This window comes from Polaribacter sp. HL-MS24, assembly GCF_032758595.1.
GTDB lineage: Bacteria > Bacteroidota > Bacteroidia > Flavobacteriales > Flavobacteriaceae > Polaribacter.
In genome coordinates, this window is record NZ_CP136415.1 from 1,397,789 (window position 1) to 1,410,966 (window position 13,178).

Below are 13,178 nucleotides of genomic sequence, written 5' to 3' on the forward strand. Positions count from 1 at the left end.
GTGTTGTTGTTTGTTGTTGCAATGGAAATTCAAAAATGCTGTTAAAATTTTTGATTTTTTATGTTCTTTAAAGTTTGTTACTCTTTAAAGAATTTGAAACTCATTCTTTTCATAAGAATGAACTTTGACTATTTTGAAGTTTGACTTCAAGGTTTTTTTACATAAAAAAAGAGGCACGTTTATAGAGCCTCTTTTTGATAAGAATTATTTTCTAATTCCTAATTCTTTGATAATCGAACGATACCTGTTGATATGTGTTTTCTTTAGATAATCTAATAGACTTCTACGTTTACCAACCATCATTACTAACGAACGCTCTGTATTGTAATCTTTACGATTTCTCTTTAAGTGTTCTGTTAAATGGTTAATTCTGTGCGTAAATAACGCAATTTGACCTTCTGAAGTACCAGTATCGTTTTTTCCTTTACCGTGTTTTTCGAAGATGCTTTCTTTTACTTCTTTTGTTAAGTACATGCCAATATTATTTAAATGATTATTATGTATGTCAATGAAACTTTCATTGAGGGTGCAAATATACTATTATTTATTCACTTCTTACAGGAATATTCTGGATTAAATCGATGTACAAGTTTACTTGCTTCTTTAAATTTTTCCGTTCGTAAATTCCATCTAAAAATCCGTGTTCCAATACAAACTCAGAACGTTGAAAGCCTTCTGGGAGGTCTTTTCCGGTAGTGTCCTTTACAACTCTTGGTCCAGCAAATGCAATCAAGGCATTTGGTTCTGCAATATTGATGTCTCCTAACATTGCAAATGAAGCAGTGGTTCCACCTGTCGTAGGATCGGTACATAATGAAATGTATGGAATTTTAGCTTCCGCTAATTGTGCCAATTTTACAGAAGTTTTTACCAGTTGCATCAAGGAAAGCGAGGCCTCCATCATTCTGGCACCTCCCGATTTTGAAACCATTAGAAACGGAACGCGATGTTTTATTGAATAGTTAATGGCTCTTGCAATTTTTTCTCCAACAACACTTCCCATCGATCCACCAATAAAAGCAAAATCCATTGCAGCAATAACGATGTCTTTGCCCATTGATTTCCCAACAGCAGTTCGGACAGCATCTTTTAGATTGGTTTTTTCCTGAGCTGCTTTTACACGCTCTGGGTATTTCACAGTGTCTTCGAAGTTTAACGGGTCTTTAGAGGTTAGATTTTGGTCTAATTCTTTAAATGTATTGTCATCAAAAAACAATTCGAAATATTCTTTACTTCCTATTCGTACATGGTATCCATCTTCTGGACTCACATATAAGTTCTTTTTGAGCTCTTCAGTATCAATGATTTTACCGCTAGGGGTTTTATACCAAAGACCTTTTGGAGTGTCTTTTTTGTCCTCTGTAAGGGTGTGAATCCCTTTGTCTGTACGTTTAAACCAAGCCATGATTAGTATATTTTATGTGGTTGTTTGTCTCTTTTTTACTTCTATTTTAAAAAAACAGCTAGCTACAAATGTAAAAGTTTTTTGTGAACTTTAAGTTTTTTCTTTTTTAAGAATTCTTTTTTGAATAGAAAAAGCATCTTGACCTTACATCAAAATGCTTTTATTCAGAATGTTAAATGTAAATTTATAGTGTATTTACATTGTTTAAATCTTCGAATGCTTGTTTTAAACGAGCTTTAAAAGTTAGCTCGCCTTCTCTTAACCATTTTCTAGGATCGTAGTGTTTTTTGTTCGGTTGGTCTGCTCCATCAGGATTTCCGATTTGCGAAGAAACATAGTCCTTATTGTCTAACATGTAGTCGCGAATTCCTTCTGTAAATGCATATTGTAAATCGGTATCAATATTCATTTTGATCACTCCATATCCAATAGCTTCTCTAATTTCTTCTAGGGTAGAACCAGAACCACCATGAAAAACAAAATCAATAGTGTTGTCTGCTACCTTGTATTTTTCAGAAATATATTCTTGAGAATTCTTTAAAATTTTTGGAGTTAATTTTACATTTCATAGCTTGTAAACTCCGTGTACATTTCCAAACGCAGCAGCTATCGTAAACTGAGGAGATACCTTTAGTAACTCTTCGTATGCATAAGCAACTTCTTCAGGTTGTGTATATAATTTAGAAACATCCACATCAGAATTGTCAACACCGTCTTCTTCACCACCTGTAATTCCTAATTCAATTTCTAAGGTCATTCCCATCTTACTCATACGAGCTAAGTAGGTTTTACAAATCTCGATATTCTCTTCCAAAGGCTCTTCAGAAAGATCAATCATATGAGAGCTATACAATGGCTTTCCAGTTTCTTTAAAATGTTGCTCACTTGCATCTAATAAACCGTCGATCCAAGGCAATAATTTTTTAGCGGCATGATCAGTATGTAAAATTACTGGAATTCCATATGCTTCAGCTAATAAATGAACGTGCTTTGCACCTGCAACTGCACCAGCTATTGCTGCTTTTTCATTTTCATTTGACAAACCTTTCCCAGCATTGAATTGTGCTCCACCATTTGAAAATTGAATAATCACAGGAGCATTTAAATCTCTTGCAGTTTCTAAAACTCCATTAATAGTACTTGAACCAACTACATTTACAGCAGGGATCGCAAATGCTTTTTGTTTTGCTAAATTAAAAATTTCTTGAACCTCTTTTCCTGTGGCTACTCCGGGCTTGATCATAAAAAAATGTTTTTGTTTATTTCTTTGCAAAATTACATGTTTTTTTACGTAAAATTAAAAAAAAGCAAGTAGTTTACTAAAACGTTTTAGTCTTTGAAGATTGGCTTAAAATGGGTAGTTGATCCCGATATTATAAACGGCACTCGGAAAGTTGTAGTTTTGAAACCATTTATTTCCGTCAAGATACGGTTCATGGGTTTTGAAACCAACGTCAAATCGAAGAATTAAAAAATTAAAATCCAAACGTGTTCCAAAGCCCGTTCCAACAGCAAAGTCGTTGATGGATGAAAATCCATCGAATTTTGCATCTAGATCTACAAAAGATGAATTGCTAATGTCCCAGATATTCCCTGCATCTGCAAAAACAGCTCCTTTGAGTTTTCCAACAATATCAAATCGAAATTCTAAACTGGTGAGAAACTTTAAACTTCCAACATTGTATTCCAAGCCCGTATTTCTTCTTCCGGGACCCAGATCATAGGTTTGCCATGCTCGAATATCATTGGACCCTCCTGCAAAATAACTTTTAGTAAAAGGGATATCCGAATTGTCATAGGTAATAATGGCTCCTAAAAAACTACGAATACCCAAAACAGAGGTAGGACTTACGCTCCAAAATTTCTTGTACTCAAGATCCGTTTTAAAATATTGTGCCAATGGAATCTTTAAAAACGTTTTTTTACCATTTGCATTGAGCTTGTCGGAAAGTAAGCCTAAAATATTTCCAGAATTTGCGATACGAATCTTGAAAAATGAAAATTGATTGTCTTTAAAGTTTGACTGATTGTTGTAGGTAAATGAGTAGGCTATGGTTGGAATTAAAAAATCGGAGGTGATGATATTGTACCGGTTAAGTAGATCTAGGTTGTTGTTAAATTCGGTTGGGTTTGAGGCCCGAAAATCACTGCTTCCTGAAACTTCCTTCATCAGGCTTAAGGTTTTTTGAGCTCGTGTTTCATCGTTGGGAAAGTCAAAGGAGGGATCTCCTTTGTAAGCTCGAGCAACAGTGGTTAGATTGGTGAATTCCGAACTATACACATTGAAATATTTGTCAACATTTTGATTCTGAACATATTGGGTATTGAAAACTTCTAGCTGAATGGTTTTTGTAGCGTTGTACTGCCACTTGTAATCGGTAAAAAGAGTAAAGATTTGTCGGTCTAGCCCAATGTTTTTTTGAATACTTGTTCCCACAGAAAATAGGGTTCTCGGTGACATCTCCTTTGGAACCATTCTGCTCAATCCAAAAGGAGCTACAAATCTTGGTATTTCTATTGAGGCATCTGTACCAATTTCCCAATCAGGACGATTATTGGCGTTGAACCAAGAACCTAAAAAAGAGACCTTTAACAATTCAGCACCCCTAAAAACATTTCGATCTGTAATAGAAAATTTTGCAGAAGTACCAACATCTCTAATGTTGGAATGTGTTAATTCTGTTTCAAAGCCTAAGGTGTATTTTTCGATCGGCGATAACAGAATGCTCATTTTTAACTCTTCGTCATTTAATTCTTCAAATTGAATGCTTGTAGACTTAAAGTTATTCAATGATTTCAAATGATTTCTCGTCAAATTTCTCAGGGTATCTTTGTATACCTCATAAGGTTTTAAGAAAATGGATTGAGAAAGGTATTTTGGATTGTATTTTACCTTATCGTATCCTATAAAACGAATGCCTTCATAAGAAAGAGTATCTTGGTATTTTTCGCCCTTTTTGGCAAAAGAATAATCAGTTATCACACTGACCTCTTTGATTTTTTGAACCTTGAAAGGTTTGTTGATATACGCTCCATTTTCCTCAAGAATACGTTCTCCAGAAATAATGAAATCAACATTTGTTTTGTAATCGTTTCGTGTAGAGTCAACATAAAAGCCCAAATAATTTTCGGCAAAATGATAAATTCCGTTATTTCGATACAATTTGATGACTTGTTTTGCTTCGTCGATAAAGGTTTGATTTTTATATTGATCTCCATTTTTCAACAGAGAGACTGTTGCGGAATTTTTATATATTGAATCTAAAACAGGCGATGCTATTGAGATCGAGATGGTGTCTAGAAAGGTTGGTTTTCCAGATTTGATATGGTAGGCAACAGTTGCTTTTTTGGCTGCATCTTTTTTGTCAATCACGGTGTTTACCGTAGCTTCAAAATACCCTTGAGTTTTATAGTATGCCAACAAGTTATCGGCAGTTTTTTTGATCTTTCTTTGGTTTACAATCACGGGTTCATCATTGTCTAAAAACCAATTATTGATACCAATAAATGTATTTGCATAGGCAATACTTTGTTTTTCAGAAAAAAATGTTTTGATGAAACGATACGAATGGATGTTTTTATCGCCCCATTCTTTAGCTGTTTTTGGTTTTGAATGACTTCCTAAATTATGAAGGTACAACCCAAAAGGAATTCCAAGAAATCGTGAATTCGGTTTCTGTAAAACGTATTTTTGCAGCTCACTGTTTTTATTTTGGACACTATCTACAAAAATATAATTCTGTTTGAGCATGTGCATGTCTTCGGCAACATGCTTTGTCGAATTACAAGAAGCAAAAAGAATCATCAGTAAGAAAAAAAGCGTGAGTTTTTTCATTAAGTTTGCAAGGCTATTTGACCCAAAAATAGTATTTTTCCATGGTATATTTTCAATTAGAATCAATAAATGAGTATTTCTAAAAATCAACTGAAACTGATAACTAGTTTATCGCAAAAAAAGTATCGGATCAAGCATCAAATGTTTATTGCCGAAGGGGTTAAGGTTGTTGAAGAAATTTTGAAGTCTAATTTTAAATTACACGCTCTTTTTTGCATGGAAGATTTTCCATATTCAGTTCCAGAGGATCAAGTTTTTTTCATCTCAGAAAATGAGTTAAAAAAAATCAGTAAGTTGAAAACACCCAACAAAGTTTTTGCCATTTTTCATACTCCAAAGGAATTAAGTCTTCAAAACGATGGACTTGTTGTGGCCTTGGATGCAATTAATGATCCAGGAAATTTAGGCACGATTATCCGTCTGTGCGATTGGTTCGGAGTTCGACAATTGGTGTGTTCTTTAGATACGGTAGATTGTTACAATCAAAAAGTAGTACAAGCCTCTATGGGTTCTTTGACAAGGGTTTCTATTCGGTATACCGATTTGAATCATTATCTAAAAGAAACCACATTGCCCACTTTTATTGCAGATATGGAAGGGGAGAATGTGTACAGGTCATCTTTGCCAAATGAAGCTGTCTTAATTATGGGAAATGAAGCAAATGGAATTTCTGAAAAGATTCGGGAGCTTGTTTCTCATAAAATTACCATTCCTAGATTTGGAAGAATTCAAGAAACAGAAAGTTTGAATGTAGCTACTGCTACTGCGATATTATTGAGTGAGTTTAAAAGAGAGCTGTAGGTTTTACTTCAATAGCCAAACTTAATGGCAGCTACTCGAAAGCAAAATTTATAAAAAGACCCCGAGTTCCCATGAAGTTGATTGGGTCGGTCCATGGACTCGCACCATTGGCTTCATTGTCGAATTTTATTTCATTTGTCAAAGAGAAAACACCTCGAATCGATGGAGAAAACTTAAAGTAATAGAAGTAGATGTCAATTCCAATTCCCAATTCATACATGAAGTTGTGAGTTTTCATTCGAAATTCTCCAGAAAAATTGTCATCTTGATTTTTCTCATTACTTGACAAATTAAAGTCATAAGAAATACCCGCTAAAAGATAAGGACGAATATTCTGATACCTGTCAGTACTCATTTTAAACACAAGCGGGACGTGTAAAAAAGTTGAGCTTGCTTCTCGAATACTGTCTTTAGGGTTGTCTAAAGCATTGAAAATAATTTTTTTGGTATTGCTTATCAATCCAGGCTCAAAACGAAGATTTAAGTTCTTGTGCAAACGCATATCAACAATCAGTCCTACATTAAATCCAGTAGTGGGTTCAATGGTAATGTTTCTTGGTTTTACTCCAAAAGAGTTCTCTTTGATGTTAAGTTTGAAGTCATTTTGATTGAGCCCCAAGTAAAAACCATAGTGCAAAATTCTTTTATCAAAAGTTGGTAAATTTTCTACCCGATCCTTTTGTGAAAAAATTGCTGTAGAGATCGCCAAAAAACCAATAAAAATCAAATACTTCTTACTCATTAGATTCGTGCAGTATAAATTGTAGCAACCCCAAAAGTGACTGGTTGGTCTTCTGCAGTTGTAAACCCATTTTTTTTCAAAATATTGTTGAAGGCTTCTCCAAAAGGAAAAGAATTGGCACTTTCAGACAAATACGAATAGGCGACTTTGTCTTTCGAAAACAGTTTTCCGACTATTGGTAACACCAAATGAGTATGTAATTGATATCCTTGTTTAAAAGGAAATTTGGTAGGGTTAGAGGTTTCTAAGATCACCAATACTCCACTTGGTTTTAAAACGCGTGCAATTTCTTTCAAGCCTTTGTCTAAATTCGCAAAATTTCGGACTCCAAAAGAAACAGTAATGGCGTCAAATGTGTCATCCTCAAAAGGCATGTCTTCAGAATCACCCACAATCATTTCGATCTTATCGGAAAGGTTTGCTTTGGCAATTTTTTGTTTCCCTACTTCTAGCATTCCGCTAGAAATATCCAAACCTACAATTCGATCTGGATTCAAGTTGGACATCATCAAGGCCAAATCTCCAGTTCCAGTAGCAATGTCTAAAATTTGTTTTGGATTGTTTTTACCAACAATAGCGACCACTTTTTTACGCCACTTTACATCTATTCCAAAAGAAATTACACGATTTAAACCGTCGTAATTTGTAGAAATAGCATCGAACATTTTTGCAACTTGTTCTTTTTTTCCTAAATCGGAATCTTTATAAGGTTTGATGATTTTTGACATATTGTAGTGGTTGTAGGCGGTTTCTTATCCGTTAATTGCAATTACTTCGTTAATTTGGTTGGGGAGCATTTCTTTTAATAAATTTTCGATACCACTTTTTAAGGTTGCGGTAGAAGAAGGGCAGCCACTACAAGCGCCTTGTAAAACAACACTCACAATTTTACGCTCTTCATCATAAGATCTAAACGCAATATTTCCTCCATCACTAGCTACTGCTGGTTTGATATATTCATCTAAGATGTCTACTATTTGAGCAGAAATTCCTTCCAATGCTACTTTAGGGATTTCGATAACAGCTTCTGGTGAAGTTTCTGGAGTTGGCAATTCTTTAATTATGGTTTTCCCATCGGCCAAATATTCTCTGATAAAGCTTCTTAATTCAGGATAGACATCCTCCCATGCAACCATGTCGTATTTTGTAACAGAAATATAATTATCAGAAATAAATACTTCTTTTACAAAAGGAAAAGTGAAAATGGCTTGTGCCAAAGGAGATGATTTACTCGCCTCTTCGATGTTTTTATATTCCACATCGGTTTGGGTCAATGCTTTGTTCGAGCCAAATTTCATCACTGCAGGGTTGGGAGTTACTTCAGCATAGATTTCAATAGCCTCTTTTTTTGATGTTGCGGAAGATTCGTTCACAACGGTATTTCCATCATTGATGAATGCTTCGATTTGTTGAGCCACTTCTTGTTGTACATCGCTCCATTTTACAATGTCAAAACGTTGAATTGCAATAAAATTTGCAGTGATAAATACTTTCTTTACAAATGGTAAATAAAATAATTCTTGTGCCAACGAAGAGTTTTTAGCTTCATCGATATTGTTAAACTCGTAACTCCCTCCATTTATTAAAATTTGATTGCTTACAAATTTTATAATGCTGTCATTAGAAGTTTCTTGTATGGTAATTTGTGTGTTTTTCATGATCAAAAAATGATTTGCAAAATTAAGGCAAAAAAGGGGAAATGAATCTCTTTTATTGGAAAAGTTAAAAACGCTGCGAGACCTCACTTTTTTGTGATTGAACTTGCAGCGTTTTCTGTTTTTGGAAGAACTCTTTATAAATTAAATGTAAGCGTTGCTGTGATTGTTTTGTTGTCTGTAGTCAACTTTGCAGCATTGATAGCGTTGAATTGTGCGTAGAAATTGTAGGCAGTATCTCGGTTGCTATTGCTAAAAGAAAGGTCTAGTTTTGTGTTTCCAAAATGGTATCCACCCCCTACAGAATATCCTGTAATATTTTCAGTGTTTGACCCCTTTTTTAAAGGACTTTGTTCATAGGAATACCCACCACGGATACTCAGTCGATCCATTCGCCACTCGGTTCCAATAGTTAGGTTGTGTGTATTTCGAAGTTCATTTTGAAAAAATTGATTTTCCTGAGAAAAATTCTGTTGTGTTAATTTTATGCCAGAGAAATTTTTATGGGTATAGTCCATACTGACCAATCCTTTTTTCCCAAAGACAAATGCACCACTAGCGGTAAATTTACTAGGAGTTTTTAATCTGTAGGCAATAAGTTGTCTGTCATTGTATTCAGTATACGGGCGATTATCTCCTTCAATATACGTTGTTTCTCCTTGAAAAAGATCAATATCAATTTGGTTATTACGATCAAAACCATAATTGGTGTCTTGTAAAACTTCTGTAAACCAGGTTGGAGTTTGATAGGCAAGACCCATTCTAAAATTTTGAGTGAGTTTGTAAATGAACCCTGCATTTAAAGAAATTCCGGTTCCTGTAGTGTTATTTTCTTGATACAATGTAGCGTTTAAATTATTGCCATTTCCATCTGTATTGTATTCTGTTAACAGAGTGCTTTGGCTCAAATTTAAATCATAGGTATTGAAACCACCTCCAATGTATAATTTGTGATCATGCACTGCCGAGAAAGCAATATTGATTTCGCTTAAGTCACCAGTGGTTCTACTTGAGAATTGTTGTTCTTTTCCAAGGTGATAGTCAACGGGAATTGTATTATTATCCAACGGATATTGTGTGAAAGTGGCTATACCACTATTGCCATCCGCTAAAAAACCATCCCTAAAATCTTTTGAAACTCGGAAGTTAACTCCAACAGCAACTTTGGTCCATCCATTGTCCTGTCCTGAATCGAAAACGAAAACTCCACCCGCTTGTGAAAGATTGAAAAATTGTTCTTCGGTAGTTTGAATGCTGTTGTAATAATTGGCTGTATTGCTTGTATTTCTAGAATTCAATGTTGCTGAAAAAGCAGAAGTTGTATAGACTGCAATTCCTGCGGGATTGATATTGATTGCAGAGATGTCTCCTCCAACAGCTCCAAAAGCACCGCTCATTCCTGTAAATCGAGCTGATCCATTTTGATTGTTTTCAGAAAACAAGAGTGCTAAGTCTTGATAGTTCAACGATTGAGAATAGGATGCAAGGGTTGCTGCGAATAGCATCGCTATGGTGAAAAAATGTTTCATTTTTGTAAATTAAAAATTGTGATAATTTTAGTTTCCTCTTCTAGAAGACCTTCCAGAGCTTCTGCTAGCGGAACGACCACTGCTTCGAGTGTTGCTGCTTCTACTAGGAGATGAACTTCGGGTGTTGCTATTTCTACTCGGCGAAGAACTCCTTATGCTTCTATTGTTATTAGGAGTCACAGATCGATTTGGTGTAGAACTTCTTCTGCTTGTTCTAGGCGTAGCCACTCTGGTGCTTCTGCTGGATCTTGTTGGACTTGCAGTTCGTGTGTTTCTTGAGGTTCTAGATTCAATTCTGTTACGTGTGGATGCGCTACGATTTCTAGTTGTTCTAGCAGATCTATTGACACTGCGGGCATTATTATTTCTAGTAGATCTAATGGTTCTTTTGTTTCTTAGACTGTATCTATTGTCGCCTCGATTGAAACTGTTGTAGGCAGTTCTTCTTCCAAATCTTGAATTCCGATAATTGTTATATCTGTAAGGATTGTATCGATATGGGTGGTATCGATACGGATAGTTTCCGTAAAAATAAGGATCGTAAACTCCCCATCCCCAAGCATATCCAGGACTCCAAAAGGGATCGTAAAATCCTCCTCCAAAAGCCCATCGATTTCTCCATCTCCAATTCCAGTTGTTGAATCCCCAACCATTGTAAACCCCCCATCCAGTATTCCAATAAGGATTTGGATTCATATTGATATTCACTACGACATCGTTGTTTTCACCACTTCCCAGGGTTGATTTGGAGAGTAGTCAATCATGTTTCCGTCTTCAACATATACGGTGTCTATAGAATTGTAATTATCTGCATCTAAAAAAATATCATCATTTTTGAGATCATCTACAAGGGCTAATTCCTCTGCAAAATAATCATTGTCATATTTTGAGTATTCTTTTTGGTTGAGAATGACTACTTTTTTAGTTCTCGAGGCTGTTGATTCATCTTCATAAATTCCATCACCATGAGAAACACCCTAGTAGGTTCCGCAAGAAATAAGAAATACACTACATCCTAAAAAAGTTAAAAATGGATTTAAATTCGATTTTGAATAGAGTGCTTTCATAATTCTATATATTAGGATGAATACTTATTTTCTGAGATTGTTTGGCAAAAAGTTGAAAACTATAACGGGTCTCTAACCATTTTATAGTAATTTTGTATCACTTTTTGAGAAGATCACTATTTGCAAAATTAAATCTCAAACTATAAACTTACAATATTTATGCCAAACTTTTCACTATGAGCAAGAAGTTAACAAAACGAGCAGAGGATTATTCTAAATGGTATAACGAGCTGGTTGTCAAAGCAGACTTAGCAGAAAACTCTGCGGTACGAGGCTGTATGGTGATCAAGCCTTATGGGTATGCGATTTGGGAAAATATGCAAGCAGAATTGGATCGCATGTTTAAAGAGACGGGTCATGAGAATGCATACTTCCCTTTATTTGTTCCAAAGAGTTTGTTTGAAGCCGAAGAGAAAAACGCAGAAGGTTTTGCCAAAGAATGTGCGGTAGTTACTCATTATCGTTTACAAAATGATCCAGATAGACTGGAAAATTGCGGGTAGACCCCGAAGCAAAACTAGAAGAAGAATTGGTGGTTCGGCCAACTTCTGAAGCCATTATATGGAATACCTATAAAGGTTGGATTGAGTCTTACAGAGATTTACCACTCCTAATCAATCAATGGGCAAACGTAGTTCGTTGGGAAATGAGAACCCGTTTATTTTTAAGAACTTCAGAATTTTTATGGCAAGAAGGTCATACTGCACATGCAACAGAATCAGAAGCAATTTTAGAAGCAAAACAAATGCAAGAAGTATATGCTACATTTGCTGAAGAATATATGGCAATGCCAGTAGTTAAAGGTGCAAAATCTGAAAGTGAGCGCTTTGCAGGGGCTATAGAGACTTATACGATTGAAGCATTGATGCAAGATGGAAAAGCCTTACAGGCTGGGACGAGTCATTTTTTAGGACAGAATTTTGCAAAAGCTTTTGATGTCAAATTCACTTCTAAAGAAGGAAAACAAGAACATGTGTGGGCAACTTCTTGGGGAGTATCTACACGCTTGATTGGTGGACTCATCATGACGCATTCCGATGATTTTGGCTTGGTTCTGCCTCCAAAATTAGCTCCAATTCAGGTGGCAATTATCCCAATTTACAAAGGAGATGAGCAATTGGAAGCAATTTCAGAAAAAGTAGATCTCATTGCAAAAGGGTTGCGTAAAAAAGGAATTTCGGTAAAGTATGACAATAGAGATACGTATAGACCTGGAGCTAAATTTGCAGAATATGAGCTAAAAGGAGTTCCTGTACGAATTGCGATTGGAAATAGAGATTTGGAAAATAATACTGTAGAGGTGGCCAGAAGAGATACCTTAACAAAAGAAACCGTCTCTCAAGATACTGTTGTCGATTTTATAGCAAATTTATTAGAGGAAATTCAAGAGCACTTATTTACAAAAGCAAGTAACTTTAGAAAGGAGCATACTACTGCAGTTTCGAATTTTGAAGAATTTAGAGAAGCATTAGAGAAAAAGGGTGGTTTTGTGTCTGCACATTGGGACGGAACCATTGAGACCGAAGAGAAAATAAAAGAATTGACAAAAGCAACCATACGATGCATTCCAAATGATGCAAAAGAAGAGGCTGGAACCTGTGTTTATTCTGGAAAGGCATCAACAAAAAGAGTCCTTTTTGCGAAGGCTTATTAAGTTTTTTAAATTTTTTTAAAAAAAGATTGCATGGTTTCAAAAACGTTGTATATTTGCACCCGCAATTGGAGATAATTTGATTGTTATGGTCCGTTCGTCTAGGGGTTAGGACGCATGGTTTTCATCCATGTAACACGGGTTCGATTCCCGTACGGACTACAAAGTTTTAATTAAAAACGAATAAATTAAGAATTATGGCAAATCATAAGTCAGCATTAAAGAGAATTAGAAGTAACGACGCTAAGAGATTGCGTAATAAATATCAGCACAAAACAACTCGTAATGCGTTGAGAGATATTCGTGCTATAGAAGATAAAACAGAAGCTGAAGGAAAGTTGGCAAATGTAATTTCTATGCTTGACAAATTAGCAAAGAAAAATATTATTCACAAGAATAAAGCTGCAAATTTAAAATCTAAATTAACAAAGCATATCGCTGCGTTATAGATTGTACTTTGTATACAATATAAAAGCTCTGAATGAAAATTCAG

At 35.2% G+C, this 13,178-nt stretch carries 10 protein-coding genes, 1 tRNA gene and 2 pseudogenes; 4 read left to right on the forward strand and 9 right to left on the reverse strand.

The genetic code is table 11. The annotated features are described in order from the left end of the window. Positions 1-204 precede the first annotated feature (204 nt). The 4 genes and pseudogenes from rpsO to RRF69_RS06610 form a co-directional block, all read right to left on the reverse strand. Positions 205-474, reverse strand: a complete 270-nt coding sequence (gene rpsO / locus RRF69_RS06595; RefSeq protein WP_316939052.1) for a 30S ribosomal protein S15 — start codon at positions 472-474, stop codon at positions 205-207. A 70-nt stretch (positions 475-544) separates the two neighbouring features. Then, positions 545-1,405: an acetyl-CoA carboxylase, carboxyltransferase subunit beta gene (gene accD, locus RRF69_RS06600; protein ID WP_316939053.1), complete on the reverse strand. Its 861-nt coding sequence runs from the start codon at positions 1,403-1,405 to the stop codon at positions 545-547. Between the two features lie 184 nt (positions 1,406-1,589). Beyond that, positions 1,590-2,648: pseudogene (gene fbaA / locus RRF69_RS06605) on the reverse strand (class II fructose-bisphosphate aldolase). A gap of 105 nt (positions 2,649-2,753) precedes the next feature. Then, on the reverse strand, positions 2,754-5,240 hold the full coding sequence (locus RRF69_RS06610; RefSeq protein WP_316939054.1) for a BamA/TamA family outer membrane protein: 2,487 nt from the start codon (positions 5,238-5,240) through the stop codon (positions 2,754-2,756). A gap of 69 nt (positions 5,241-5,309) precedes the next feature. Between RRF69_RS06610 and RRF69_RS06615 the strand changes: the two genes are divergently transcribed. Next, positions 5,310-6,041 (forward strand): RNA methyltransferase, encoded by a 732-nt coding sequence (locus RRF69_RS06615; RefSeq protein WP_316939055.1) that lies wholly within the window; start codon positions 5,310-5,312, stop codon positions 6,039-6,041. A 31-nt stretch (positions 6,042-6,072) separates the two neighbouring features. Here the strand turns inward: RRF69_RS06615 and RRF69_RS06620 are convergent, their stop codons facing one another. The 5 genes from RRF69_RS06620 to RRF69_RS06640 form a co-directional block, all read right to left on the reverse strand. Next, entirely contained in the window at positions 6,073-6,783 is a 711-nt protein-coding gene (locus RRF69_RS06620) for a porin family protein (protein ID WP_316939056.1), read from the reverse strand. Next, positions 6,783-7,511 (reverse strand): bifunctional demethylmenaquinone methyltransferase/2-methoxy-6-polyprenyl-1,4-benzoquinol methylase UbiE, encoded by a 729-nt coding sequence (gene ubiE / locus RRF69_RS06625; RefSeq protein WP_316939057.1) that lies wholly within the window; start codon positions 7,509-7,511, stop codon positions 6,783-6,785. The genes RRF69_RS06620 and ubiE overlap by 1 nt, the downstream gene beginning before the upstream one ends. A gap of 24 nt (positions 7,512-7,535) precedes the next feature. Continuing rightward, a complete protein-coding gene (locus RRF69_RS06630) occupies positions 7,536-8,441 on the reverse strand; it encodes a NifU family protein (RefSeq protein WP_316939058.1) in 906 nt (301 codons plus the stop codon). A 134-nt stretch (positions 8,442-8,575) separates the two neighbouring features. Continuing rightward, complete coding sequence (locus RRF69_RS06635; protein WP_316939059.1) at positions 8,576-9,967, reverse strand: OmpP1/FadL family transporter; 1,392 nt, start codon at positions 9,965-9,967, stop codon at positions 8,576-8,578. Between the two features lie 27 nt (positions 9,968-9,994). Then, a complete protein-coding gene (locus RRF69_RS06640) occupies positions 9,995-10,663 on the reverse strand; it encodes a hypothetical protein (RefSeq protein ID WP_316939060.1) in 669 nt (222 codons plus the stop codon). A gap of 547 nt (positions 10,664-11,210) precedes the next feature. On the opposite strand from RRF69_RS06640, the pseudogene proS reads away from it, so the two are divergent. The 3 genes and pseudogenes from proS to rpsT all read left to right on the forward strand — a co-directional run bounded on the left by proS (position 11,211) and on the right by rpsT (position 13,134). Next, positions 11,211-12,688 (forward strand): annotated as a pseudogene (gene proS / locus RRF69_RS06645) (proline--tRNA ligase). 87 nt (positions 12,689-12,775) lie between these two features. Beyond that, positions 12,776-12,847: transfer RNA gene (locus RRF69_RS06650), tRNA-Glu, on the forward strand. 35 nt (positions 12,848-12,882) lie between these two features. Beyond that, a complete protein-coding gene (gene rpsT, locus RRF69_RS06655) occupies positions 12,883-13,134 on the forward strand; it encodes a 30S ribosomal protein S20 (protein WP_316939061.1) in 252 nt (83 codons plus the stop codon). Positions 13,135-13,178 lie beyond the last annotated feature (44 nt).